Genomic DNA, 23,814 nt, shown 5'->3' with positions numbered 1-23,814 from the left:
GTTGATGGGCCGGAATGATTCCCGGCCCTCCCGCAGGGCTTCACGTCAGCCAGTGCCACAGCAGCAATGTCCCGATCAGCCCGACCACCGAAACGATGGTCTGCAACACCGACCAGACCCAAATGGTTTGCTTGAGTTGCAGGCCGAAGTATTCGCGGACCATCCAGAAGCCTGCATCGTTGACGTGGCAGAAGAACACCGAGCCGGCACCGATCACCAGCGCCACCAGTGAGGCCTGCACCGGCGCAAGCCCGGCCATCATCGGCGCGAGTATGCCTGCGGTCGTGGTGGTCGCCACGGTCGCGGAACCAGTGGCCTGACGCAGTGCCACGGCAATCAGCCAGGCGAGCAGCAGATAAGGCATGTGCGCACCTTCCGCCACTTTGCTGATGGTCTGGCTGACTCCCGCATCCAGCAACGTCTGCTTGAGGCCGCCACCCGCGCCGATGGTCAGCAACAGTACCGCGATGGGCGCGAGGCTTTTGCGCAATGTACCGCCGACGTGTTCACGGGAAAGCCCGTTGGCCCAGCCCAGACAAACCGTAGCAGCCAGCACCGCGATACCCAGCGCTACCAGCGGCTCACCGAGAAACTTCAAGGTCAGCGCGATGTTGCTTTCAGGCTCCAGGGCGATCTTGGCAAAGGTGCTGCCGAGCATGAGGATCACCGGCAAAAGGATGATCAGCAGCGAGATGCCGAACCCTGGCTGGCGACTGGTTTCAGGCTTGGCACTGAACAATTCACCGAGCTCGGCCGGCTCTGCAACGTGCATGCGTCCGGACAGCCAGTTGCCGTACAAGGGACCAGCGAGAATCACCGCCGGCACGGCAATGCACAACCCCAACAGCATGGTCAGCCCCAGATCGGCATGCAACGCGCTGACCGCAATCAACGGGCCGGGATGCGGGGGCATCAAAGCGTGCAAGGTGGTCATACCCGCCAGTGCCGGAATCGCGATTTTCAGCAGCGGCTGACCGGACTGACGCGCCATGACGAAGATGATCGGCACCATCAGCACCAGACCGACTTCAAAGAACAGCGGCAAGCCGATGACCATCGCCACCAGCGCCATTATCCAGGGCAACATGCGGCCCTTGCCCAGCCTGAGCAAGGTGGAGGCAATACGATCCGCCGCCCCCGACTCGGCCATCAACGCGCCAAGCATTGCCCCTAGCGCGATGATGATTCCGGCCTCGCCAAGAATGCTGCCTGCGCCTTTACTAAAGGCTTTTGCGACAGCCTCGGCTGGCAAACCCGCGCCGATACCGGCGATGAACGTGCCGACGAGAATGGAGAGAAAAGGTGGCAACCGGGTAGCGCTGATCAGCACGATGATCGTGGCAATGGCAATCAGGCAGCAGATAATCAGACGGGTGTCGTGAAACACCCAGGCAGCAGACGACAAATCCAACGCAGACCTCCTGGCATTCGTTTTTTCAGGACGCATTTCAGCGCGCACCCCGAGAGAGAGTCAGAAACAATTAGTTTCAATTGACCGAACGATACCGGAATGCGACATCGCGTCGCAGTTAATATTTGCCAAACCGCTCAGATACTTGGGCGCTGCACGGGGAGTCATGCGCGCGTTTTTTCCTGGAGGTATAGTGCCCGTGCAACCAGTGCTCGGTGCCTGCGGTCCAACTCACTGCACCCATTGTCCAACCGGCATTGCGTCACACATTATCTGATCAGAGCCGCGATCAATTAACGGATCACTCGACAGGAAATCAGATGACCTCATCCAGTCAGCGTCTTGCCTTGCTTGAAGCAGTTGTCGAACAGTCATTCAATGCCGTATTGATCACCGACGCCAATCTGGCCAATGGCGGCCCCTTCATTGTGTACGTCAATCCGGCATTCTGCTCCATGACCGGCTACACGGCCGAGGCATTGATCGGTGCCTCGCCACGGATCCTGCAAGGCCCGGACACCGATCCTCAAGTGATCGAGCGGATGCGCGAATGCCTGAGTGAAAGCCTTTTTTTCGAAGGGTCGACAGTCAATTACCGCGCGGACGGAAGTCCTTACATCGTCGAATGGAAAATTTCTCCCGTGCGCGACGATGCAGGTTCGGTGTGCAACTTTGTCTCTGTGCAGCAGAACATCAGCCCGCGCATCCGGGCCGAGCGTGAGCAACACCTGCTGGCGCAGGCACTGAACGCTGCGCTTGATCCGATTATCATCACCGACTGCAATTCCACCATCGTGTTTGCCAATGAGGCTTTTCAGCAGATCACTGGCTACAGCAGCAGCGAAATCCTCGGCGAAAACCCGCGGATACTGAGCTCTGGAAAACACGATGAGGCGTTCTATGCGCAATTCAAGGAAGCGCTGAAGAGTGGCGCCCCGCTTCGCACGACCTTCATCAACAAGCGCAAGGATGGCTCGCTGTTCTATGCGGAACACAGCATTTCTCCGCTGTGTAACCTGGAGGGCGCAATCACCCACTACGTCAGCATCAGCCAGGATGTGACCACACGCCTGGGCCGTGAGCAAAAGTTGCTGGAGATTGCTCACAGCGATCCGCTGACCGGGCTGGATAACCGTCGCTCAGCCGAGCATACGCTTGAGCGACAGATACCTGCGGTGAGTATGTCGGGCAAGCCGTTCAGTCTGATCATCTGCGATATCGATCATTTCAAGGCGGTCAATGACCGGTACGGCCATCCTGCCGGCGACAGCGTAATCACCAGCGTTGCGGCCATCCTCAAACAGCGTATCCGCCTGTTGGACGTCGCCGCCCGATGGGGAGGAGAAGAGTTTCTGATCCTGGTGCCCGACAGCTCGTTGAAACAGGCGGCCGAACTCGCGGAGCGCATTCGCAAGAGCGTTGAAAGCCTGGTGATTCCGGAAACAGGGTCGGTGACCATTTCTCTGGGCGTTGCAGAACTGAGCACCGGGGAAACGGCCGCCAGCCTCATTCAGCGCGCAGACCAGGCGCTCTATCAGGCCAAGCGCCTGGGCCGCAACCGTGTGGAATGCGCTTAGGCAAGGACCCGGCTTTCTTCGTCATCCGCGTCGTTCGCCCACGCATCGGAGTGAACACCGCTCATCGAAACCGGGCCTGTCATTACAACAGGCCCGGACATCGTGTCAGAGCTTCGGCAACTGTCCGATACGCCCCATCATCTCGGTGACGATCTGCAGATCCAGCAAGAACTGTCCGGTGGTCTTGAACTCGTTATCCGTATGGCCGGTGTATTTGACTTCGGGTCTTGCCAGACCGAACTGCACACCGTTGGGTAATGAATGGACCGACGTAGCGCCAGCCGACGTGCCAAAGGTGTGCTCCATGCCGAGATTTTCACTGGCAACAGCCAGCAGCGCCTTGACCCACTCACCCTCGGGATTGCGATACATCGGCTCGGCGATGGAATAGTCAAACACTGGCTTGATAGAAGTTTTTGTACTCCAGGCCGCAAGCTTTTCAGCGATTTCGGATTTAAGGACCTGCGGGGACTTGCCCTTCGGCACACGCAGATTGACCGCCAGTTTGAACGCCTTTTCATCCATTGCTACGTAAGTCAGGGATGCGGTCAGAGGCCCCATGAAGTCGTCGGAGAACCCGACGCCCAACTTGCTGCCCAGATAATCGAGCCCCCAGTTGTCAGCGGCATAGCGGGCAGCGTCGGTGATCTGGTTCTGTTTGAGCGCAACCTTGCCCCGCAGACTGTTGATGAAGTCCAGCATCCTCGCGACCGGGTTGACGCCGGACTGGGGTGCCGACGAGTGTGCGGATACACCGGTGACCGTCAGCTTGACGTCTTTGCCGTCGACGCGGGCATCGACCTCGAAGTCGCCGCCATTACTTTTCACGTACTCGGCACCGGCCTGTTGCAGGCTGGCAGCCAGCTCGGCAGGCTTGTCGGTCACCAGAGTGGCCACCGACTTCGATGGAATCTGATTGGTGGCCATGCCCCCGGTCATTGAAACGATCTCGGCGCCCTCGCCCTCGGCCTGGCGTCGAGCAAAGCTGGCCATGACCGTGCCGTAGCCTTTTTCTGCGATCACGACGGGATAACCGCCATCCAGCGCCAGGTTGTAGGCGGGCGTCGGGTTACGCTCAAAATAGTACGGGATGGCGTCGCCGGCCGTTTCTTCCGTGGTATCGATCAGCAACTTGAAGTTTCTGGCCAGCGGCAGCTTTTCTTCCTTGATGACTTTCATGGCATAAAGCGCCACCACGATACCGTTCTTATCGTCCTCGGTGCCGCGTCCATACATGCGATCACCGATCAACGTCACCTTGAACGGGTCCAGACGAGTGCCGTCAGGCAAGACCCAGTTGTCCAGCGTGACCGGCACAACATCGGCATGCACATGAATGCCCACCACTTCGTCACCGGCCCCGTCGAGCGACACTTCATACACACGGTTATCGACGTTACGGAACTTCAGATTGAAGCCCTCGGCCAGGCGCTTGATCGTGTCGGCGATCTTTATGAACGCCGGGTTTTCATGCTGGGCAACGCCGTCGACACGAACAGTGGGAATCGCCACCAGCTCGCGCAGGGTTTCAGTAGCCGCGCTGCCATACTTCATGCGGGTATACAGACCAAGCAGACGATGAATATCGTTCTGTTGCGATGCGGAAAGTTGCTTGTTGTCGAGAAAGGCGCTGATGGCCGGGCCAAAATCGGCAGTTTTCACCACATCAGCGCTGGCGAGATTGTTCAGAAACTGCCTGAAATCCTTTACCGATGTCTCACTGAATGTCTGGAGAATGACAGCGCTCTGTTGTGCAGTGACAGTGGCATTTGCCAGACTGGCGAACGACGAGAGACTGGCCAGTATCAAGGTGGAGGCAGCCAGTTTTTTGAGTGACAGGTTCATTATTGAAGGCATTCCTTGGCAGGCAACGTGCGGATTTTCTGATCGTTTGATCAGGAAGCGTTTCAACTTACACCAAGAGCAGTGATGCGAGAATCCCCTTCTAAAACGAAGCGATGCACTGGAGTGCTCTATGATCAAGCTGCTGATGCGCCTGAAAGCGCGCTTCGACCGAAAGTCCAAGGGGCAGCAACCTGATCGGTTACCGCCTGCGCAGCCTGCCGATCAGCAGGAATCCATGTCACGCGTGCGGGAAAATCTGGCTTGGCTGCCAGTCTATAAAGAGCCGGAACCACTGCGTTTTACGCCAAGACAGGTCAGGACATTTCTGCCACATCCCTCAAGCGAGACACGTTTGCCTGATGAACCTTCGCCGGGGCCCGACGATATTGACCAGCTGCTCTCCTACCTGCCACTGCTGTACCCAGACGGCGTGGCGATCAAGACTTATATCGTCAAGGAAAACACCTATTGGCCAGACTACTTTCCGGTAGTTGAAGCGTTTTATCACGCGGTGGCCAAAGACTGCTGGTGTGATATTGATTACCTTAATCATGGCGCGGCGGACATGCTCAATGACGACAGCTATATGGCCCAGGCAAACCTCGCTGATATACAAACCTTGCTGACCTACTGCATCAGAGGCGAGCGTTTTTGCGATGGCCACAATGGTGCGATGATCGAAAAAGGCTACGTGCTGAAGATCTTACGCAGGCTGGCAGTGTTGCGCGAGGATTGAAGTTCGTGACAATCAGTCAGAGTGTCGGGCCATAACAGTGTATACCTGACTCTTTCAAATGCGCTCCTGTGCACCGAACGATTTCAATAGCGTATGTCGGCTCCAGGGGCCACAGTAGCGTGGAAGACATGCGATCGGCACGTAACCGCAACGCGCGTACCATCTGGCGACATCGTCATCCAGCGTTTCGATCAGAGCGTCAGTACAGCCCCGCTCGATGGCCAACGCTTCAAGCCTGTTCAGGGTCTGCGCCCCGAGCCCTTTTCCGCGCGACCCGGCATCGATCCAGAGGTAACTCACAAACAGCCGCTGGAACTCGGTTCGGCCTGTGGCGCCGCCAATCAATAGATCGTTCTCCATGATCATGCAGGCGATCGGATCAGCCACTCCCCCTTTCGCTTCGGACAATGCGCGGCCATGTTGCAAGACGCCGTCAACAACAGCGCGGGTTTGATCATTGTCAATCTGTGAGCCTGTAAGCCACTTCCTCATGTAATCAACTCCTTGATAACGGACCGCAGGTACATGAGCATGAGCAAGATAAAGGCCAGGCACACGATCAACCGCAGTGAATTCTTCCCGCGCCGGACACTCCGAACAATACCGAGCGAATGCTGCAGATCATTCGCTCCCCACTGAGGAAGTCTGAATGACCACCGCATTCAAAGTTGGCGACGCCGTACACTGGAACTCCGAGGCGGGCCAGGTGCATGGCAAAGTCACTAAAGTACATGTGAAGGACGTTGAGTTCATGGGCAAACATCGGCCTGCTTCAAAGGACGATCCGCAGTACGAAGTGAAGAGCGACAAGACCGGCCATTCGGCGATGCATCATGGGGATGCGCTCAAGCACGCGTGATTGCTCCGCGCCGCGTTGTGGAGAGAACGGTGTAGCGCACGTCTCACTTACGCGAGAAAGCTTTACCGATTGGCGCGCCTGCACCCGAAACGGATGCAGGCACGGTCCGTCAGATCACGCCACAGGCAGCACGATCACCGCCACCGCCCAGAGGTGCGGGGTGGTCGGAATGGTTGTCGCCGCCGGCGTGAACCATCAGCGCGTGGCCTTTGACTTCCGAGAGTTTCTTCAGGCGTGAGGCAAGCACCGGGTAAGTTGCAGTGCCGTCAGCAGCCACGTACAGCGCAGGCAGATCGCCTAGATGGCCATCGGCGTAAGGACCCAGGTGCTTGCCGGTCTTGGCCGGGTCGAAGTGACCGCCAGCCGCGAGGGCTGCGACCTTCTTGCCGTCCTTGGTGCCCGCTTCGCAACTGCCGTTTTCATGCACATGAAAACCGTGGATGCCCGCAGGCAGCTCTTTCAGATTCGGAGTGAACAGCAAGCCGTATTGCGTTTCGCTCACCGTAACGCTGCCGACAGGTTTGGGGGCGCCATCAGCGCTGACCAGATTGATCGGAACGTCCAGCGATGCAGCCTGAACACCGAAGGAGAAAACGCCAAGCAGACCTAGCAAAAGGTGAGGTTTCATAATTTCAATGCGTCCCTGATCTGATAATCGAATTGAACGTGGCGCCAGGCAGCACTGATGCTGCACAGCACGAACGTCTTTCATGCCACAGAGGTGTGACCACAGACCGGCGAACTTGATGCGAGGAAATGAGCGGGGAGTACTTGGGAAAGTAATGCAAAACATCACAACTGGCCTGCCGACACCAGGGTCGGCAGGCCAGCGCTGTTCACCTGTGCTCAGTTAACAGCACAGTGTTGCGGATCAGATATCCAGGCAGATCTTGCCGAAATGCTGATTGGTTTCCTGGTAACGGAACGCTTCGACGATGTCGGTCATCGGGAAGGAACGGTCCATGACTGGGCGCATGCCATTGGCATCGATGGCCCGGATCATGTCCTGTTGCTGAGTGCGACTGCCGACCAGAACGCCCTGCATGCGCAGCTGTTTGACCAGCGCCGGGACGAACTCCAGTTGGCCGGCAACACCGCTCAGAATACCGATGACCGAGATATGGCCAGCGACCCGGGCCGCGTTCATGGAGTGCTGCAGTGTCGAGGGCCCGCCCACGTCGATGATGTGATCCACGCCACGGCCGCCGGTCAGCTTGCTCGCCGTCTCGCCCCAATTGCTGTCCTTGCGGTAGTTGATCAGGTGATCAGCGCCCATGGCTTGCAGACGCTCCAGCTTTTCATCACTCGACGACGTGGCGATAACGGTCGCACCAACCATCTTGGCGAACTGCAACGCGAAAATCGATACACCACCAGTGCCCTGCACCAGAACGGTATCGCCGGCTTTCAGCGCGTCATCGACCATCAGCGCACGCCATGCGGTCAGACCGGCGGTGGTCAGCGTGGACGCTTCAGCATGGCTGTAGCCCTTTGGCGCAAGGGTGAACGAGGTGGCACGGGCAGTCACCTGCTCGCGGGCATAACCGTCGACGCCATCACCCGGCACCGTGACAAAACCTTCGACCAGCGGCTCGCCGCTGATCCATTCCGGGAAGAACGTGCTGACCACTGAGTCGCCAACCGCGAACTCGCTGACGCCCTCGCCCACTGCAGTGACTACACCTGCGCCATCGGCCATGGGAATGCGTTTTTCCGTCGGTGCCCACATGCCGGTAACGACCGCGAAGTCGTGATAGTTGAGCGAATTGGCATGCAGACGCACAGTGATCTCACCGGCTTTCGGTGCCAGTACTTCGCTTTCGCCCACGCTGACCTGATCGTAGCCGCCGCCAGCCTGCACGTAGATGGTTTTATTGCTCATGGTCAATCTCCTATCAATTCAACATTACGCAAAATGACGAAATGTATAAATAACGCTCAAAGCCTAGAGTTCTTTCTTGAGCCTGTCGGCAAACCGGTCTATGGCCTGCTCGTCACGGCGAAAATAAGTCCACTTGCCGATCCTCGTTGCCTGAACCAGCCCGGCACGTTGCAGGATGGCCAGATGCGCAGACGCGGTAGAAGCCGACAGGTTGGCCTTGGCCTGAATGTGCGACACACACACGCCTATCGCCGGATCACCGTGGTCCTGGGGAGGGAAATGGGCTTGCGGGTTTTTCAGCCACTCCATGATCAACATGCGAGTGTCATTGCCGACCGCTTTGATTTGCTCAAGAATCATGGGGCACAACATTACGCTTTTTTACGAAATGTTCAACCCCTGATTTCCCTCCCCCGGCCAACGGCATGTTTTGATTACAGCTTCACAGCGGCCTGACAAATGAAGCAATCTGTCGGCTCCAATAAAACCGACTGCACCGCTGAGAGCATCCAGACTCATGATGAATCTTAAATACAGCGCACTGACCGCCCTGCTGCTGGGCATCACAGGCATGGCTCAGGCTCAGGACTACACCTCGCATCTGGACAAGGTGCTGCAAGCTGGCCAGTTGGCTGTCTGCACCACTGGCGACTACAAGCCCTACACCCTGCTGCGCGAAGACGGTGAGTACGAAGGCATCGATATCACCATGGCCCGTTCACTGGCCAAGAGCCTGGGGGTGAAGGTGCAGTGGGTGCCCACGACCTGGAAAAACCTGATGCCGGACATGGTGGCCGGTAAATGCGACATCGGTATGGGTGGCATCTCTGTGAGTCTGGAACGCCAGAAAAAAGCGTTTTTCAGCAACACACTGGACGTCGATGGCAAAATCCCGCTGGTACGCTGCGCCGATCAGGCGCTGTATCAGACGGTCGAGCAGATCAACCAGCCCTCTGTGCGTTTGATCGAACCCGCCGGTGGCACCAATGAAGCCTTCGCTCGCGCTCATCTGCCAAAGGCGTCCCTGGCATTTCACGACAACAAGACCATCTTCCAGGAGCTGCTGGACAAGAAAGCTGACGTGATGATCACCGATGCTTCCGAAGCGCTCTACCAGCAGAAACGCATGCCCGGCCTGTGCGCGCTCAATCCGACCCGCTACATGCAATACGGCGAAAAGGCCTACCTGTTGCCACGTGACGATGTCACCTGGAAAGGCTACGTGGATCAGTGGCTGCACCTGAGCAAGGCCACCGGCGAGTATCAGCAGGCGCTGGGAGAATGGCTGGCAGTGCCCGCCGAGTGAGTGTGAAGTGGTTTTGCCGGGCACTGCCTTCGACGTCCTGCTGTGCAATGGTTGCAAGGCGTGTCCGGGTGAAATAGCGTGTTACGGCAACTCTCACTGGAAGGCAGCCAAACGAGCATGAAGCCCAGCAAACCCATCACCCGTGCGTACTGTGTGGAACTGCAGCAGGAGCTGTCGATCGCCGCGGCGCGACGCGAATACTTCTCTCAGGAACCGCCACGCGCACGCTTCGAGTTTCTCTGCTCAACCGAGGCGTGCAGGGCAATGGGCGCGAAGGTCACCGGGGTTCGCTATGACGTGAAACCACAGGACAACCCGACCTTCGTCGCCGCGCACTTTCGCGCCAACCCGCATTACGACCATCACCCGGGCTGCGAATGGGTGGATGAGCGCGCAGAAGCAGAGGAAGAACCGAACGAGCCGGTCGAAGAAACCGATGTACAGACACGCCTGCGCAAGGCCAAACGCAAGCTGGACGATTACATCGATATCTTCGACCCGGTCATCAAGGTGCCGACCAAGGAAACGTCCGGCCCGGAAAAGCCCGATGCTGGCGCTCAGCGCCCTGCTGCAACGCTTCCAGTCACAGAACCTGCCAAGGCACCGATTGCTCGCTACAGCGAAACGCGCACCAACAATCTGGAGCGGCTGGTGGACAGCTATCGGCAGGCCAAGGCCGAGCTGTCACTGGAAGACTTCAAGCTGTTGAAGCTGAAGATTCCGGGCCAGGGCGAAGTGTCGCTGCGCTCATATTTTCGCCATATCAAATACGCGCAATCAGGCGATAACGGCCGGGTGCTGTTCGGCGGCGGCCTGATCGAGCAGCGGTACGGGCTGGGCTTCAAGTTCAGGTTCTTCGACCGTCTTGACGGCAAACTGGTGACGCTCTATGTGTCGCCCGCGCAGATGCAGGCCTATCGCTCCAGCCGTTACATCAGTGAGCTGCTGAGCCACGCGGATGACGTGAAGTTTTTCACGGTGTATGCGCTGGGAACGGTCACTCAGAGCCCTTCGGGCAAAAGCTATGGCCTGGAGGTCGACGACTTGCGACATTTGGCGATTGTGCTGGGGCCGGCTAAAGAACCGGTTGAGCAAGGAAAAACACCTGAAGCCTGAACGTGTGGTCGGTGGTCGTTCCAGCGTTCGACGCTGGAACGATCCGGGTCAGCTCATCAGACCTTGACGATCCAGCCGGCTGGCGCCTCGATGTCACCGGACTGAACGCCGGTCAGCTCCTTGTACAGACGCTGAGTGACAGGGCCGACTTCGGTCTGGCTGTAGAACACGTGCAGGTTGTCCTTGTAGGAAATCCCGCCGATCGGAGTAATGACCGCAGCCGTACCGCATGCGCCTGCTTCCTTGAACTCGCCGATCTGGTCGATGAACACATCGCCCTCTTCGACCGTCAGGCCCAAACGGGATTTCGCCAGTTCGATCAACGAAAGTCGGGTGATACCCGGCAACACTGATGGCGACTTGGGCGTCAGGAACACATCGTCCTTGGTGATGGCAAAGAAGTTGGCTGAACCTACTTCCTCGATCTTGGAGTGGGTCTGTGGATCGAGATAGATGCAATCTGCAAAGCTGTGCTTCTTGGCTTCGGAACCGGGCATCAGGCTGGCAGCGTAGTTACCGCCGACCTTGGCCGCACCTGTGCCGTTGGGCGCAGCACGGTCGTAGCCGGAGATGACGAAATTGTTCGGCTTCAGGCCGCCCTTGAAATAGGCGCCCACCGGAATGCAGAAGATCGAGAAGATGAACTCAGGCGCCGTACGCACGCCGATGTTGTCACCCACACCGATGACGAACGGGCGCAGGTACAACGCGCCGCCGGAACCGTAAGGCGGGATGAAGCGTTCGTTGGCCTTGACCACCTGTTTGCAGGCGTCGATGAATACATCGGTCGGGATGTGGGGCATCAACAGACGGGAGCAGCTGCGCTGCATGCGCTGGGCGTTCTGATCGGGACGGAACAGATTGATCGAGCCATCCTTGCAGCGGTAGGACTTGAGGCCTTCGAAGCACTGCTGACCATAATGCAGCGCGGTCGACCCTTCGCTGATATGCAGCGTGTTGTCCTCGGTCAGTGAGCCCTGATCCCAGGCACCGTCGCGCCAATGAGAAAGGTAGCGCTTGTCAGTCTTGATGTAATCAAAACCCAGAGTGTCCCAGTTGATGCTTTCTTGACTCATAACGCCCTCTATCATTTTAGCGACTGCCTGGTCGAGTCAGGCCAATGCCTTATTCTGCCAGATCATTCGGGCCATGAGGCTCGAAATAAATGCAAACCGACATGGCATTTCTGAAGCAGCTCCGAACGCACAGGCGCTTTTCGTCCAGTCAGTTGCCCACTGGCCGTGATGTGGCCTGGCGCCGGCGAACATATGAGAGAAAGGCTTCCATATCACCGCTGCACAAGGTCCGTGCCACAGATTTGACCTCCTCCATGGGCCAGTCCCACCAGGCCGTTTGCAGCAGCAGTTGAAGAACATCCTCTTCAAAGCGCCAACGGATGAATTTGCACGGATTGCCACCGACAACCGAATAGGGGGCCACATCGCGCACAACCATCGCGCCGGCACCGACGACTGCACCGTGACCTATCGTGACGCCCGATACGATGAGCGCGTTGGCGCAGATCCAGCAGTCACAGCCAATGGTGACATCACCCTTGCTGGGGGAGTAATCCTTGATATCTGCCAATTGCTCGACCATGGCGGGAAATGGATAGGTCGTGATCCAGTCTGTGCGGTGCTCACCCCCCAGCAGAATCCTCACTCCTTTGGCAATCGAAGTGTAGGACCCTACACGCAGCACGGAATCATCACCAAACTCGACGATATCCGGCGTGCCATATGTGCCTACACCCACTTCAGCTCGCGGGTATTGCAGTCTGATCTTCTCCGCAAGCCTCTCCAGTTTGTCAAGTTTGCGTAGCTGCTTGCGTATTTTTCTATTTTTTAACAGCTCGATGATTTTCATATCTTCAATCACATATGTTTTGACCAGCAGGCAGCGCCTACCGATAGCTCAACAACAAACGCTTGCAGCGCCGCAAGGTTGTTCTGTTGATCTGCCTCCACGGAATGGACAACAGCAGACTCCAGGCATATCGCTTGTCCGCGATCGCGGCATATTTCAAGGCCTTGTTGATGGCCTGAGTGCGACCGCACTGGTATTCGCGATGGTCCCGATAAGGCTCGATGCTTTTCAAGTCAGCCTCTAGCAACACCTTGTACTTGCGTGAAAGGTTGTTCGAGTGACGTCGGTAGCGCGTAACGATCTCGGGGAGCACATGAATTTCATAGCCCAGATGGGCTATTTTCAATGTCGCCTGAAAATCCTGAACCTTTATCTGCGGGTCATAGCCGTTCGCATCCTTGATGGCCTTCATGCGGTACAGAGCGACCGGCGCGCCGACGACCACTGCGCCGCGCAATATGTCATCGAACGTCAGCCTCTCGATGTAATCGCGCGACTGACGTTTGATTTCATTGCCGTCACCATCCATGTAGCTGATCAATGCGCCGACACAGCCTACTGCGGGGTGATTGTCCAGATACTCGGCACGGATCCGCACCGATGAGGGAAGCATGATGTCATCCAGGTCCGGCGTGGAGAGGTAAACGCCCTTGGCATACCGCAGACCGTGGTTAAGGGCAGCACTGACACCCTGATTGGCCTGACGGTAAAGCTGGAAAGGATAGCGTTGCTGCAGGGACTCGAGCATCGCAATGCTGTTGTCGGTCGAGCCATCATCAACAACGATGACCTCGAAATTTCCGTAGTCCTGAGCAAAGATGCTCTGAATCGCAGCCTCAAGAAATCGCTCGGCGTTGTAGCAAGGGGCAACGATGGAAACCAAGGGGCTGGACGTGGGGTTCTGACTTTCTGAAGACATCATGGGTAGCAGCCATAATCATGATCAGCCCTGGCGGGCTCGGAAACCGGATATCTGTAACAGGTCGCTTGAAAACGGCACATCATGCGGCAAGCGCTCCTGATTTTCCATGAAAGGTCAAAAACGCCCTGCAAGCAGGCGTTTACAGGCACTTCAACACTGCCGACACGCCCTGTGTTTCATCCAGTGTAGTTCGGCACTCGAAAAAAAACCCCGTTCTTCGCAGAACGGGGTTTTCATAACGCGTATCAGGAGGAATCAGAAGGCGTAAGTCACCAGCAATTCTTTTGTCACCTGAAAGTCGACCGACATCATCACGCTCAACGCAGTAATGGTGAAGATCGAAAACACGAACAACTTGCGAGCCCAGACAGTATCGTCAACGGCCTTGTAGCCCTTCCAGGCCATGTACAACCAGTACATGCCCATACCCGCTGCGACAGCCAGGTAATTGAGACCCGCATAGCCACCGACGGTCAGCATCAGGGTCGCTACGAGGAACGCCAGGATGTAGAGCATGATGTGGCGCTTGGTAACCAGAATGCCGCGCTTGACCGGCAGAACCGGGATCTTCGCAGCACGGTAATCATTGAAGCGGAAGATGGCGATCGCATACGAATGCGGCATCTGCCACAGGCTGAACATCACCAGTAGCGTCAGGGCCGCAAAGTCGAAGCTGTTGCTCACTGCGCAGTAGCCAATCACCGGCGGCATGGCCCCCGAGAGACTGCCCACCAGCGTGCCGTGAACGGATCTGCGTTTCAGGTACAGGCTGTAAAGGCCGACGTAAATCACGAACCCGATCACTGCAAACAGTGCGGCCAACGGATTGGCCTCGGTGTACAGCAGGCCAACGCCTGCAATACCGAGCAAGGTTGCGTAGAGCAGCGCCAGTTTCAGTGAAACCAGGCCCTGCACCAGAACCCGGTTACGGGTTCTTTCCATTCGCTGATCGATATCGCGATCGATGCAGTTATTGAACACACAACCGGACGCAACGACCAGGGAAGTACCGATGACAGCAGCGAGGAACACGCCGAAATCGATATTTCCCTTAGAAGCCAGAAAAAAGCCACCTGCCACCGAAAGCACGTTACCGAAAATGATCCCCGGCTTGGTGATTTGGATAAAGTGCTTCAGTGACATCTGGTATTCCTCAATGCGCCATCATTTCGCGGTGGACGCTGAAAATGATCCACAGCGACAAGCCGACCAGCAGGACGATAACCATCGTGGTAAAGGCGAAGGCCATCACGTTGTTACGCTGCACGCTCGTGAAGTCCAGATGCAGGAAGTAATGCAGGTGCACCAGGATCTGGATGATCGCGAAGACCAGAACGATTGCGATCGTCATGTCCTTCGGCAGTGAAGGTGACATCACCAGGGCAAACGGAATGGCGGTCAGGATGATCGACAGTACGAAACCGATGACGTACGACTTCACTGAGCCGTGACTATTGTCTTCAGCGGAGTGATGCGAATTTGACATTACAAAGCTCCCATCAGATAGACAACGGTGAACACGCCGATCCAGACAACGTCCAGGAAGTGCCAGAACAGGCTCAGGCAGCTCAGGCGCGTCTTGTTGGTGTTGGTCAGGCCCCTTTTCTGGACCTGGAACATCATGATCGCCATCCAGATCAGACCGCTGGTCACGTGAGCACCGTGCAGGCCTACCAGGGCGAAGAACGCTGACAGGAAGCCACTGCGGCTCGGACCGTAGCCCTCTTCGATCAGGTGATGGAACTCATAGATTTCCATGCCGATGAAGGCAGCACCGCACAGGAAGGTCAGTGCCAGCCAGCCCAGTACCTGGCTTTTATTGCCCTTGTACAGTGCCAGCATGGCGAAGCCGTAAGTGATACTACTGACCAACAGGAACGCGGTTTCCACAGCCACGAATGGCAGCAGGAAGATGTCCTGGCCCGATGGGCCACCCGCGACACTGTTGACCATCACGGCGTATACCGCGAAGAACGAGGCGAACAACACGCAGTCGGTCATCAGGTACAGCCAGAAGCCGTAGACCGTCATGCCACCGCTGTCGTGGTGATCGTCATGCCCATGATCATGGTCGTGACCGTGATCGTGGGCTCCGGAGTTGATTGCAATATTTGACATTGTTTAAACCTGTTCCAGCGAGGACTTGACAGGAGTGTATGCACCGTTGGCCGCCAGGACCTTGTGATGCTCACCTTCAATACGCGCTACATCTTCAGCAGGCACCATGTAGCCCTGGTCGTCACGGACAGCGTGAGCAACGAAGACTGCAATGGTCGCAACCAGGCTTGCGCCTACCAGCCACCAGATGTGCCAGATGAATGCAAAGCCGAAGACCGTCAGCAACATACCCATGTACAGGCCGGTCGGCGTGTTGTTAGGCATGTGGATCGCCGAGTAGCGGGCAGGAACCTTGTAAGCGGTGCCGGCACGTTTTGCGTCGGTGAACGCGTCAATGTCGTCAGCTTTTGGCAGCTCGGCAAAGTTGTAGAACGGTGGAGGCGAAGACGTGGACCATTCCAGGGTATGGCCATTCCATGGGTCACCGGTCAGATCGCGGTTGTTGTCGCGGTCACGGATACTCACGAACAGCTGGATCAGCTGCGAAGCGATACCCATCGCGATCAGCACGGCACCGAACAGCGCGACGTCCAGGTAGATGTTCCACTCTGGCATGTCGGTAGCGTTCAGACGACGGGTCATGCCCAGGAAGCCCAGCGCGTACAGCGGCATGAATGCGACGAAGAAGCCGACGATCCAGAACCAGAACGCAGCCTTGCCCCACTTCTCGTTCAGGGTGAAACCGAACGCTTTAGGGAACCAGAACGCGAAGCCGGCGATGTAACCGAATACCGCACCGCCGATGATGACGTTGTGGAAGTGAGCGATCACGAACAGGCTGTTGTGCAGCACGAAGTCAGCACCCGGGATCGCCAGCAGAACGCCGGTCATGCCGCCGATCGAGAAGGTGACCATGAAACCCAGGGTCCAGAGTACCGGCGGAGTGAAGCGCAGACGGCCCTGATACATCGTGAACAGCCAGTTGAACAGCTTCACACCCGTCGGGATCGCGATCAGCATCGTCGCCAGACCGAAGAAGGCGTTGACGTTGGCACCCGCACCCATGGTGAAGAAGTGGTGCAGCCAGACCATGAAGCCCAGGATACAGATCGCACCGGAGGCGAAGATCATCGACTTGTGGCCGAACAGACGCTTGCCGGAGAACGTCGAGATGACTTCCGAGAACACGCCGAAGGCCGGCAGGATCAGGATGTACACCTCAGGGTGACCCCACGCCCAGAACAGGTTCACGTACATCATGGGGTTACCGCCCATTTCGTTCGTGAAAATGTGGAAGTCCAGGTAGCGGTCAAGGGTCAGGAACGCCAGGGTAGCGGTCAGGATCGGGAACGAAGCCACGATCAGGATGTTTGCCCAGGTGCAGGTCCAGGTGAAGATCGGCATGTCCATCAGTTTCATGCCAGGGGTACGCATCTTCAGAACGGTCACGAGGAAGTTGACCCCCGTCAGCGTCGTACCTAACCCGGATAACTGTAGCGCCCAGATGTAGTAGTCAACCCCTACGCCAGGACTGTATTGCAACCCGGAGAGAGGCGGATACGCGACCCAGCCAGTCTTGGCGAACTCACCGACACCCAGGGAGATGTTGATCAGCAGCATACCTGCAACCAGCAGCCAGAAGCTCAGGGAGTTCAGGAACGGGAACGCCACGTCGCGAGCGCCGATCTGCAGAGGCAGAACGATGTTCATCAGACCCGTGAAGAACGGCATCGCCATGAAGATGATCATGATCACACCGTGAGCGGTGAAGATCTGGTCATAGTGTTCAGGCGGAAGGAACCCTTCGGAACCGTTCTGGGCCATCGCCAGTTGGGTACGCATCATGATGGCGTCGGCAAAACCGCGCAGCAGCATGACCATGGCAACGACGATGTACATCACGCCGATTTTCTTGTGGTCGACAGAGGTCAGCCATTCAGACCACAAGTACGTCCACTTGCGGAAATAGGTGATCAACCCGACAACCGCAATGCCGCCGAGCGCGATCATGGCAAGTGTCACCATGACTATGGGCTCGTGGAACGGCACCGCTTCCAGACTTAATTTGCCAAACATCGTTTACTCCTCTGCCCCAGCAGCTGAATTTTTGCCTTTTTCCGCACCAGCGTCACCGGCCACTTCCTTCTCACCAGCAACAACCTTCTTGCCTGGATTCATACCTTCATACTTGTCGATGACGATCTGGAACAGGTTCGGGGTGACCGAGGAAAAGAGTTCGACAGGGTTGCGTTCGCTCGGCTTGATCAACTCGGCGTATTCGGCCGTGCCAAGCTTTTTAGGTGAGCTCTTGACTTCGCTGACCCAGCTGTCGAAATCAGCCTGGCTGGTAGCGATGGCCTTGAACTTCATGCCGGTAAAGCCTGCGCCACTGTAGTTGGCCGAAATACCGTTGAATTCGTGATTCTCGTTGGCAATGAGATGCAGCTTGGTGTGCATGCCCGCCATCGCGTAGATCTGACCACCCAGACCCGGGATGAAGAACGAGTTCATCACACTGTCGGAGGTCACCTGGAAGTTGATCGGAGTCTTGGCAGGGAACACGATCTTGTTGACCGTGGCGATGCCGTAGTCCGGATAGACGAATACCCATTTCCAGTCAACCGAGATCGCCTGGATGGTGACCGGCTTGACGTCCGAATCAAGCGGACGGTAAGGGTCCAGCGAGTGAGTCGAAACGTAAGTGATGTACCCCAGGAAGACCAGCAACAGCATGGGTACGCCCCAGACTGCGATTTCGATCTTGGTGGAGTGAGACCAGTCCGGCGTGTACTTGGCGGCCTTGTTCGACGCGCGATACTTCCAGGCGAAGATCAGGGTCATCAGGATGACCGGGATCACGACAATCAGCATCAGCAACGTTGCGATTACGATCAGGTTCCGCTGCTCGATACCCACCTGCCCTTTTGGATCGAGCAGAGGTACGCCATCGCATCCACTGAGCAAAAGCATACAGAAAAGGGCCAAGAAGCCAAAAAACCTGGGGTACCTTTTTTTACTCATTTCACGACCTCTAAAAGCAGCTTGCGCGGTGCAGTTGGGTTTCGACCGCCAACACTTCGCCCTGCCAGTGCCGGCTAATTTTTTTGAATTGAACAAGGGCCGCCAGCACGCACAGCGGCGTATCGACAAGTCCGGGTTTAGCTATGGATTCTTGTTTTTTGAGTTGCTGGAACTGCCCAAAACTTCGGGCAGACGCTTTCGACGCGGCCATTATACGCCCTCAGAGGCAAGCGTTGCGCTGCCTGTTCAGAGTGCACAGGGGACGCTCCAAGCCTCAAAATGCTGATCGTTCGGCCAAGCTGAACGACAAGTGACGGGGATTGTAGATACGTAAATTTTTAATGACTATGCCTAATTTTGTAACAGTTATTCTCTATATGCGTAACAATCGTCTTGCAAACGCCTCATTTCACTCGTAAAAAGCCCCGTATTCACGGGGCATTTTTTGCGAAAGCCCCTGTAGTTAGTAAGGTTTGCGGCGATTGCGAATGATGCACGCCGGTACCAGAACTGCGGTCAGGACAAACGCCGTCAGCGCCCATTGCGCGAGTGACAATCCGAGAACCGGCGGATATGGCGTCGTGCAGAAACCGCTTACCTGAAACCCTGTAGGGAACAGTGTAGCCAATGGCAGGCCATCGACAATTGGCTGCAGCACGTCGATACCGCAGCTGTCGGACGGATGGGCGAGGATCCAGACATGCCGGCCGGCCGCGGCAATGCCGCCAAGGGCGCTGAGGGTAACCAGGGTTTCAAACGCCGTGACGCTGCGACGCCCAGGCATGGCCGCGCCGATGAACGCAAAAATGGCGATGAACAACAGCGCGTAACGCTGCAGGATGCACAACGGGCAAGGCGCTTCGCCCAGGACGATCTGCATGTACAGGGCGCCGCCGATCAGGGCCAGGCAGATAATCCCCAGCAAAACCAGAAAGCGCTTTTCGCGTCTCAGGTACAACGTGTTGTCGCTCATTCACATACCTTACTGAACTGATGAAAGGGTTGGTCAACGCCATGCAGCGTGCGTCAGCAACCTGAACGGGGGTGGACGGCCTGGCTGAGCCGAGGCGTGCGCGATGATCATCTGTCTGATCCGGCAACTCAAGCATTGGCCAGCCATACGGGCGCATTTGCCAGCCGGATGGTCTGCGCGTCGGCAGATCCAAGACCGACAGGACGTTTTTGCGGGAGCCGGATGCAATGCCCTTCTATATATAGAAGGGTGCGTCAGTTTGTCGCAGCTCTTCTTCTATATATAGCTGCGGTATTTTGTCGCAGGGTGCCTTTCTGGCAAAGCACTACTGCGTGCGAACCCGCGACGCAGGTTGTCGGAATGCAGAGAGCGACAATCTGCCGCCCTCCTCCGGTTTGACGCAACCGAAGCCAGACTGCCACTATCGGGACGTGGGCAGTCAGTTTGTCGGGCCCGCTGCGGTGTAGTGCAACGACTTCCAATGGCAAGCGAACGGCGTGCTCGGCTGTCGGTTAAAAATCCTCAAGCCAGCCCGTCTCAGGTCGATAACCTGTCATAGAAAGTTGTCTGCCGCTACCAGGCGACGAAACACCTACAGCCAGAAGGTTCATATGTCCAAGAACGTCCGAGCAGATTCACTTTCGCTGCTCCTCTTCACGTTGCGCAGCGGCAAGCTGATGGCGATCAACCTGCTCAAGGTCAGCGAGATTATCCCCTGCCCTCCCCTGACCCATCTTCCCGAATCGCACCCGCACGTCAAAGGCATCGCGACGTTACGTGGCTCGTCACTGTCGGTTATCGATCTGAGTCGTGCGATCGGCGAGCGTCCGCTGGCCGATCCCGACGGTGGCTGCCTGATCGTCACGGATGTCAGTCGCTCGAAGCAGGGCCTGCACGTTCAGGCCGTCAGCAAGATTGTGCATTGCCTGACCACCGATATCCGTCCGCCGCCCTACGGGTCGAGCAGCAAGTCGTTCATCACCGGGGTCACTCAGGTCGACGGCGTGCTGGTGCAGGTGCTGGACATCGAAAAGGTGATCCACGGCATCGCCCCTGCGCAGATCGTCGTGCAATCGACGGAGCTGGCCAAAGAGGATGCGGAACTGCTGAGCAAGGCGCGGATTCTGGTCGTCGATGACAGCCAGGTTGCCCTGCAGCAGTCGATCATTACCTTGCGTAATCTCGGCATCGAATGCCACACGGCGCGCAGTGCCAAAGAAGCTATCGATGTTCTGCTCGACCTGCAGGGCACTGCACGGCAGATCAACGTGGTGGTTTCCGATATCGAGATGTCGGAAATGGACGGCTACGCCCTCACCCGCACACTCCGGGATACGCCGGACTTCAGTGACCTGTACATTCTGCTGCACACCTCGCTCGATAGCGCGATGAACAGCGAGAAGTCCCAGGTCGCCGGGGCCAATGCCGTGTTGACCAAGTTTTCGTCACCCGAGTTGACCAAATGCCTGATCGAGGCCGCACGTACGGTGGTCGCCCAAGGGCTCTGATCCCTGAGCGCACAGCGACACAACGTCCGAACCTGACCGACGCATCCGCCGCGCATTACTGGCTGATGCGTCGGGATCTCGCAGTGCCAGTATCATTCGCAGCCTGGCCGCATGGCATCCAGCCACACCCCTTCACCATTGATCGAGCCCCAGAGGTTCACCGCCTGCTGACCGTGGGTTACGGCAGCGCGGCAGGCTGCGTTGCGGATTATCCGGACTGGCTGGCCGCCTTCGAACACGATCCGGAATGCGACCCGTCGCTGTGCTTTCTGGCCATGCGTGATGCAACGGTAGTCGGTGTGATCGTGTGCTGGACCAGCGCATTCATCAGGGACTTGGTCGTGCACCCTAGTGTGCGACACAGCGGGATCGGCCACGCCCTGCTCAATCACCTGTTCGTCCATCTGCGTACGCGCAACGAAGCATCTGTCGACCTTCACGTCATGGAAAACAACTTGGCGGCGCGGCGTCTTTATGAGAAATCCGCAATGGCCTATCTCAAGCGTTTCGACATCCCTGCAGCCTGAACGCGCTGTTGACCCGCCCGGCGACTGGCGCACAACTTGCTTCCGGAGAGGTATCAAGCAGGTGAGTGACCAATTGTTGTCGCCCACCACATACCTCTTCGACGGATCATCGAGATAATGGACACCAAGTTTTCCTGCGTGGGTTGTGGCGGCTGTTGCACCGACCATCACGTACCGCTGACGCTCGGCGAAGCCACGCAGTGGGCAGCAGATGGCGGCAACGTCATCGTTCTGACCGAGGCATTTTTGAGCAATGGCTACGGGGTCTCCGAGACCCAGCTGACCCATGCCAGCCGTCGCTCGACCGAGGTGAGCAGTGGCAGCACGACAGCCTTCGTGGCGATCACCTTCGCGGCCTACAACGTGGGGCGCTGCCGGAATCTTGACGAGAAGAACCTGTGCCGCATCTACGAGCGTCGGCCGCTGGTGTGCCGAATCTATCCGATGGAGATCAACCCGCACATTCCGTTACGCCCGGACAGCAAAGGCTGCCCGCCAGAGTCCTGGGAGCAGGGTCCTGACCTGATCGTCAACGACAGGCTGGTCGATACGCAACTGATAGACCTGATCGAACAGTCGCGTCAGGCCGACCGGGATGAGATAGAGACCAAACAGCTGATTTGCCAGAAGCTCGGCATCCGTACCACCGCCCTCAAGGGCAACGGTTTCGTCGCCTATCTGCCGGACATGGGCGCGTTTGCCGCTGCCATCGAAGAAGTCGCAAATCCTGCGCAGGATGAGCGAGCCCAGGGCTCGAAGTGGGAGTTTCACGTGGCCGGCCAGCACGTCCTGGACACCCTGCAACAGGAAGGTGCCGAAGTGACTGACCGGCAGCCGGTTTCCTACCTGTTCATCCCGTTGCAGGCTGCCTGACAGGATCAATCAGGCAATCAGCGCTTGCCCATCGACCTGCGGGTGCCGGCCGGCGCTGCGCCCGGGGTCTTGTGGTGGCCGTGCTTGTTGGTTTTCTGATGCCACGCCGGCTCCTTTTTGGCCTGGGCAAACTCCGAAGGCTTGAACGGAAAGCTGAAAGGCGCAATGACAGCCTTCTTTTCAGTGTCTGCGGCGGAGTCGGCGGCGGCGTCTTGAACAGGGGGTTGTTCAGGAGTGGTCATGGTGTCACCAGAAAGTCGAATTGGCCGGGCAAATGCCCGCGGCCGCGCAGCATACATCAATCGCCGCACAACCGCCCGAGCCTCCTGTCGCCGTCATTTGTAGAACAGATCGACCATCACTTCGGCATTGAACGGTCCGGGCCGTGGCGTGCTGGTGTTCCATAGCAGTTCGGCATTGAAGTCCGCCCTGGCAGTGTTGGTTTCGCCCAGCAATTCCGCCAGATGGAAGGGTTCGTTGTAGCGTAACGGCTGACCATTGACTGCGCTGGTCATCCGGATCCCCAACGAATCATTTCCGACAGGGATCAGCAGCTCGCCAGACAGAGTGCCTGTCACCGGCCTGAAACGCGCGTCGATGCTGAAGGGCGAATCGCAGCTGCGACTGGTCAGCAGGGAGAATGTCTGGGTGGCAGTCACTTTGCCAATGGCCACTTGGTGTATCGCAACATCGCCAAATTCCACGGTTTCCGGGAGCACTTGGAGATCGGCATCGCAGGCCACGAACCTCAGCCCCCGCAGGTTATTGATCACATAACTGAGGCTGCGCCCTGACAGCCGACTCGGGTCTGTCGCGCCGCCCAGCTGAAAAAACCGGTAATCGAGCAGGTCACTGGCCACGCCGGAGGACGGTGTAGCGCCGAACTTCTGGATGAACACCGAAAACGCCAGGCTGAAGCGCACCTTAGGGCAGTTGTCGAGCGTGCTCTCACCCTCACGACACATCGGCAGGTAGCTCCCGGTACTGATCCTTCCACCGCCTTGCAGGTGATCGATGCCCTGCAGCGTCATCCCGGCGCGAATCCCCTGACCGATCGAACGATTGTCCGGATTCAGGTAGATAAAAATCTCCTCCGCGCCGGACTGCCAGCCCTCTCTCGCGCATTCGACCTGAACAGTCAGAGGTTCGGAACGCCATACCACTTCCCCGTCAGGACTCGACTCCGGGATTGCCACCGAACTGCTCAGATCATCGTGAATTTCGGTTTCGCCCGTCCCTTGAGTGGTACAGATCAGCGCGAAAGTGGAAGCCGGATGCAGTAACAGCACCACGGCAAGGGATCGCAGCCAGCCTCCGGCAGAGAGATGTTTCAT

Annotated in this window: 26 protein-coding genes; 8 read left to right on the top strand and 18 right to left on the bottom strand. The window is 57.4% G+C overall.

Features of this window, described 5'->3' with window-relative positions; genetic code table 11:
• Positions 1–40: 40 nt before the first annotated feature.
• The gene (locus BLR16_RS10685) at positions 41–1,411 is read right to left on the bottom strand and encodes a GntT/GntP/DsdX family permease (RefSeq protein ID WP_060708740.1); all 1,371 of its coding nucleotides are present in this window, start codon (positions 1,409–1,411) and stop codon (positions 41–43) included.
• Positions 1,412–1,731: 320 nt separating this feature from the next.
• Between BLR16_RS10685 and BLR16_RS10680 the strand changes: the two genes are divergently transcribed.
• Positions 1,732–2,988 (top strand): sensor domain-containing diguanylate cyclase, encoded by a 1,257-nt coding sequence (locus BLR16_RS10680; RefSeq protein ID WP_058416407.1) that lies wholly within the window; start codon positions 1,732–1,734, stop codon positions 2,986–2,988.
• Between the two features lie 105 nt (positions 2,989–3,093).
• Here the strand turns inward: BLR16_RS10680 and BLR16_RS10675 are convergent, their stop codons facing one another.
• Entirely contained in the window at positions 3,094–4,833 is a 1,740-nt protein-coding gene (locus BLR16_RS10675; protein ID WP_058397446.1) for a dipeptidase, read from the bottom strand.
• 130 nt (positions 4,834–4,963) lie between these two features.
• On the opposite strand from BLR16_RS10675, the gene BLR16_RS10670 reads away from it, so the two are divergent.
• Positions 4,964–5,569: a DUF6508 domain-containing protein gene (locus tag BLR16_RS10670; RefSeq protein WP_054080697.1), complete on the top strand. Its 606-nt coding sequence runs from the start codon at positions 4,964–4,966 to the stop codon at positions 5,567–5,569.
• Between the two features lie 54 nt (positions 5,570–5,623).
• On the opposite strand, the gene BLR16_RS10665 is transcribed toward BLR16_RS10670, so the two are convergent.
• Entirely contained in the window at positions 5,624–6,061 is a 438-nt protein-coding gene (locus BLR16_RS10665; protein WP_054080696.1) for a GNAT family N-acetyltransferase, read from the bottom strand.
• Positions 6,062–6,218: 157 nt separating this feature from the next.
• Between BLR16_RS10665 and BLR16_RS10660 the strand changes: the two genes are divergently transcribed.
• Complete coding sequence (locus BLR16_RS10660) at positions 6,219–6,428, top strand: hypervirulence associated TUDOR domain-containing protein (protein WP_003433541.1); 210 nt, start codon at positions 6,219–6,221, stop codon at positions 6,426–6,428.
• Positions 6,429–6,537: 109 nt separating this feature from the next.
• Here the strand turns inward: BLR16_RS10660 and sodC are convergent, their stop codons facing one another.
• The 3 genes from sodC to BLR16_RS10645 form a co-directional block, all read right to left on the bottom strand.
• Entirely contained in the window at positions 6,538–7,056 is a 519-nt protein-coding gene (gene sodC / locus BLR16_RS10655) for a superoxide dismutase family protein (protein ID WP_092194239.1), read from the bottom strand.
• A gap of 243 nt (positions 7,057–7,299) precedes the next feature.
• Positions 7,300–8,310: a zinc-dependent alcohol dehydrogenase family protein gene (locus tag BLR16_RS10650; protein ID WP_074805683.1), complete on the bottom strand. Its 1,011-nt coding sequence runs from the start codon at positions 8,308–8,310 to the stop codon at positions 7,300–7,302.
• A gap of 63 nt (positions 8,311–8,373) precedes the next feature.
• Positions 8,374–8,682, bottom strand: coding sequence for an ArsR/SmtB family transcription factor (locus BLR16_RS10645; RefSeq protein ID WP_017277782.1), 309 nt, complete (start codon positions 8,680–8,682; stop codon positions 8,374–8,376).
• A 145-nt stretch (positions 8,683–8,827) separates the two neighbouring features.
• Here BLR16_RS10645 and BLR16_RS10640 point away from each other — a divergent pair, with 145 nt between their 5' ends.
• Complete coding sequence (locus tag BLR16_RS10640; RefSeq protein ID WP_074805686.1) at positions 8,828–9,616, top strand: transporter substrate-binding domain-containing protein; 789 nt, start codon at positions 8,828–8,830, stop codon at positions 9,614–9,616.
• A 117-nt stretch (positions 9,617–9,733) separates the two neighbouring features.
• Positions 9,734–10,732: a hypothetical protein gene (locus BLR16_RS10635; RefSeq protein WP_054080695.1), complete on the top strand. Its 999-nt coding sequence runs from the start codon at positions 9,734–9,736 to the stop codon at positions 10,730–10,732.
• Positions 10,733–10,788: 56 nt separating this feature from the next.
• On the opposite strand, the gene BLR16_RS10630 is transcribed toward BLR16_RS10635, so the two are convergent.
• The 10 genes from BLR16_RS10630 to BLR16_RS10585 form a co-directional block, all read right to left on the bottom strand.
• Positions 10,789–11,808, bottom strand: coding sequence for a branched-chain amino acid aminotransferase (locus BLR16_RS10630; RefSeq protein ID WP_074805688.1), 1,020 nt, complete (start codon positions 11,806–11,808; stop codon positions 10,789–10,791).
• A 148-nt stretch (positions 11,809–11,956) separates the two neighbouring features.
• Positions 11,957–12,598 carry a CatB-related O-acetyltransferase gene (locus BLR16_RS10625; protein WP_074805691.1) on the bottom strand — a complete coding sequence of 214 codons (642 nt, stop codon included), beginning with the start codon at positions 12,596–12,598 and terminating at the stop codon, positions 11,957–11,959.
• A 37-nt stretch (positions 12,599–12,635) separates the two neighbouring features.
• On the bottom strand, positions 12,636–13,520 hold the full coding sequence (locus BLR16_RS10620) for a glycosyltransferase family 2 protein (RefSeq protein ID WP_074805694.1): 885 nt from the start codon (positions 13,518–13,520) through the stop codon (positions 12,636–12,638).
• A 255-nt stretch (positions 13,521–13,775) separates the two neighbouring features.
• On the bottom strand, positions 13,776–14,663 hold the full coding sequence (gene cyoE / locus BLR16_RS10615) for a heme o synthase (RefSeq protein ID WP_003314082.1): 888 nt from the start codon (positions 14,661–14,663) through the stop codon (positions 13,776–13,778).
• A 10-nt stretch (positions 14,664–14,673) separates the two neighbouring features.
• Positions 14,674–15,006 carry a cytochrome o ubiquinol oxidase subunit IV gene (cyoD, locus tag BLR16_RS10610; protein ID WP_003409003.1) on the bottom strand — a complete coding sequence of 111 codons (333 nt, stop codon included), beginning with the start codon at positions 15,004–15,006 and terminating at the stop codon, positions 14,674–14,676.
• Positions 15,006–15,638, bottom strand: a complete 633-nt coding sequence (locus BLR16_RS10605) for a cytochrome o ubiquinol oxidase subunit III (protein ID WP_042930342.1) — start codon at positions 15,636–15,638, stop codon at positions 15,006–15,008. Before BLR16_RS10605 ends, cyoD begins: the two co-directional genes overlap by 1 nt.
• Positions 15,639–15,641: 3 nt before the next feature.
• Positions 15,642–17,654: a cytochrome o ubiquinol oxidase subunit I gene (cyoB, locus tag BLR16_RS10600; protein WP_003433558.1), complete on the bottom strand. Its 2,013-nt coding sequence runs from the start codon at positions 17,652–17,654 to the stop codon at positions 15,642–15,644.
• 3 nt (positions 17,655–17,657) lie between these two features.
• A complete protein-coding gene (gene cyoA, locus BLR16_RS10595; RefSeq protein ID WP_003433560.1) occupies positions 17,658–18,599 on the bottom strand; it encodes a ubiquinol oxidase subunit II in 942 nt (313 codons plus the stop codon).
• A 10-nt stretch (positions 18,600–18,609) separates the two neighbouring features.
• Positions 18,610–18,810, bottom strand: coding sequence for a hypothetical protein (locus BLR16_RS28565; protein ID WP_003314077.1), 201 nt, complete (start codon positions 18,808–18,810; stop codon positions 18,610–18,612).
• Between the two features lie 252 nt (positions 18,811–19,062).
• On the bottom strand, positions 19,063–19,572 hold the full coding sequence (locus BLR16_RS10585; protein WP_003365269.1) for a disulfide bond formation protein B: 510 nt from the start codon (positions 19,570–19,572) through the stop codon (positions 19,063–19,065).
• A 611-nt stretch (positions 19,573–20,183) separates the two neighbouring features.
• Between BLR16_RS10585 and BLR16_RS10580 the strand changes: the two genes are divergently transcribed.
• The 3 genes from BLR16_RS10580 (at position 20,184) to BLR16_RS10570 (ending at position 22,480) form a co-directional block, all read left to right on the top strand.
• Positions 20,184–21,080 (top strand): chemotaxis protein, encoded by an 897-nt coding sequence (locus BLR16_RS10580; RefSeq protein WP_003365270.1) that lies wholly within the window; start codon positions 20,184–20,186, stop codon positions 21,078–21,080.
• Positions 21,081–21,145: 65 nt separating this feature from the next.
• The gene (locus tag BLR16_RS10575) at positions 21,146–21,607 is read left to right on the top strand and encodes a GNAT family N-acetyltransferase (RefSeq protein WP_074805697.1); all 462 of its coding nucleotides are present in this window, start codon (positions 21,146–21,148) and stop codon (positions 21,605–21,607) included.
• Positions 21,608–21,724: 117 nt separating this feature from the next.
• A complete protein-coding gene (locus tag BLR16_RS10570) occupies positions 21,725–22,480 on the top strand; it encodes a YkgJ family cysteine cluster protein (RefSeq protein WP_058416399.1) in 756 nt (251 codons plus the stop codon).
• Positions 22,481–22,497: 17 nt separating this feature from the next.
• Here the strand turns inward: BLR16_RS10570 and BLR16_RS10565 are convergent, their stop codons facing one another.
• Both BLR16_RS10565 and BLR16_RS10560 read right to left on the bottom strand, forming a co-directional pair.
• A complete protein-coding gene (locus BLR16_RS10565; RefSeq protein ID WP_003365273.1) occupies positions 22,498–22,722 on the bottom strand; it encodes a hypothetical protein in 225 nt (74 codons plus the stop codon).
• A gap of 93 nt (positions 22,723–22,815) precedes the next feature.
• The gene (locus BLR16_RS10560) at positions 22,816–23,814 is read right to left on the bottom strand and encodes a fimbrial protein (protein WP_074805699.1); all 999 of its coding nucleotides are present in this window, start codon (positions 23,812–23,814) and stop codon (positions 22,816–22,818) included.

The organism is Pseudomonas sp. BS3767 (assembly GCF_900099665.1).
Taxonomy (GTDB): Bacteria; Pseudomonadota; Gammaproteobacteria; order Pseudomonadales; family Pseudomonadaceae; genus Aquipseudomonas; species Aquipseudomonas cerasi.
Note: the sequence above shows the minus strand (reverse complement) of the source record. Positions and strands in the feature narration are given on the sequence as shown.

Bases quoted from the DNA above. Each gene is read 5' to 3' on its own strand.
- BLR16_RS10680 (WP_058416407.1), top strand. From the start codon at position 1,732: ATGACCTCATCCAGTCAGCGTCTTGCCTTGCTTGAAGCAGTTGTCGAA.
- BLR16_RS10675 (WP_058397446.1), bottom strand. From the start codon at position 4,833: ATGAACCTGTCACTCAAAAAACTGGCTGCCTCCACCTTGATACTGGCC.
- BLR16_RS10670 (WP_054080697.1), top strand. From the start codon at position 4,964: ATGATCAAGCTGCTGATGCGCCTGAAAGCGCGCTTCGACCGAAAGTCC.
- BLR16_RS10665 (WP_054080696.1), bottom strand. From the start codon at position 6,061: ATGAGGAAGTGGCTTACAGGCTCACAGATTGACAATGATCAAACCCGC.
- BLR16_RS10660 (WP_003433541.1), top strand. From the start codon at position 6,219: ATGACCACCGCATTCAAAGTTGGCGACGCCGTACACTGGAACTCCGAG.
- sodC (WP_092194239.1), bottom strand. From the start codon at position 7,056: ATGAAACCTCACCTTTTGCTAGGTCTGCTTGGCGTTTTCTCCTTCGGT.
- BLR16_RS10650 (WP_074805683.1), bottom strand. From the start codon at position 8,310: ATGAGCAATAAAACCATCTACGTGCAGGCTGGCGGCGGCTACGATCAG.
- BLR16_RS10645 (WP_017277782.1), bottom strand. From the start codon at position 8,682: ATGTTGTGCCCCATGATTCTTGAGCAAATCAAAGCGGTCGGCAATGAC.
- BLR16_RS10640 (WP_074805686.1), top strand. From the start codon at position 8,828: ATGATGAATCTTAAATACAGCGCACTGACCGCCCTGCTGCTGGGCATC.
- BLR16_RS10635 (WP_054080695.1), top strand. From the start codon at position 9,734: ATGAAGCCCAGCAAACCCATCACCCGTGCGTACTGTGTGGAACTGCAG.
- BLR16_RS10630 (WP_074805688.1), bottom strand. From the start codon at position 11,808: ATGAGTCAAGAAAGCATCAACTGGGACACTCTGGGTTTTGATTACATC.
- BLR16_RS10625 (WP_074805691.1), bottom strand. From the start codon at position 12,598: ATGAAAATCATCGAGCTGTTAAAAAATAGAAAAATACGCAAGCAGCTA.
- BLR16_RS10620 (WP_074805694.1), bottom strand. From the start codon at position 13,520: ATGATGTCTTCAGAAAGTCAGAACCCCACGTCCAGCCCCTTGGTTTCC.
- cyoE (WP_003314082.1), bottom strand. From the start codon at position 14,663: ATGTCACTGAAGCACTTTATCCAAATCACCAAGCCGGGGATCATTTTC.
- cyoD (WP_003409003.1), bottom strand. From the start codon at position 15,006: ATGTCAAATTCGCATCACTCCGCTGAAGACAATAGTCACGGCTCAGTG.
- BLR16_RS10605 (WP_042930342.1), bottom strand. From the start codon at position 15,638: ATGTCAAATATTGCAATCAACTCCGGAGCCCACGATCACGGTCACGAC.
- cyoB (WP_003433558.1), bottom strand. From the start codon at position 17,654: ATGTTTGGCAAATTAAGTCTGGAAGCGGTGCCGTTCCACGAGCCCATA.
- cyoA (WP_003433560.1), bottom strand. From the start codon at position 18,599: ATGAGTAAAAAAAGGTACCCCAGGTTTTTTGGCTTCTTGGCCCTTTTC.
- BLR16_RS28565 (WP_003314077.1), bottom strand. From the start codon at position 18,810: ATGGCCGCGTCGAAAGCGTCTGCCCGAAGTTTTGGGCAGTTCCAGCAA.
- BLR16_RS10585 (WP_003365269.1), bottom strand. From the start codon at position 19,572: ATGAGCGACAACACGTTGTACCTGAGACGCGAAAAGCGCTTTCTGGTT.
- BLR16_RS10580 (WP_003365270.1), top strand. From the start codon at position 20,184: ATGTCCAAGAACGTCCGAGCAGATTCACTTTCGCTGCTCCTCTTCACG.
- BLR16_RS10575 (WP_074805697.1), top strand. From the start codon at position 21,146: ATGCGTCGGGATCTCGCAGTGCCAGTATCATTCGCAGCCTGGCCGCAT.
- BLR16_RS10570 (WP_058416399.1), top strand. From the start codon at position 21,725: ATGGACACCAAGTTTTCCTGCGTGGGTTGTGGCGGCTGTTGCACCGAC.
- BLR16_RS10565 (WP_003365273.1), bottom strand. From the start codon at position 22,722: ATGACCACTCCTGAACAACCCCCTGTTCAAGACGCCGCCGCCGACTCC.
- BLR16_RS10560 (WP_074805699.1), bottom strand. From the start codon at position 23,814: ATGAAACATCTCTCTGCCGGAGGCTGGCTGCGATCCCTTGCCGTGGTG.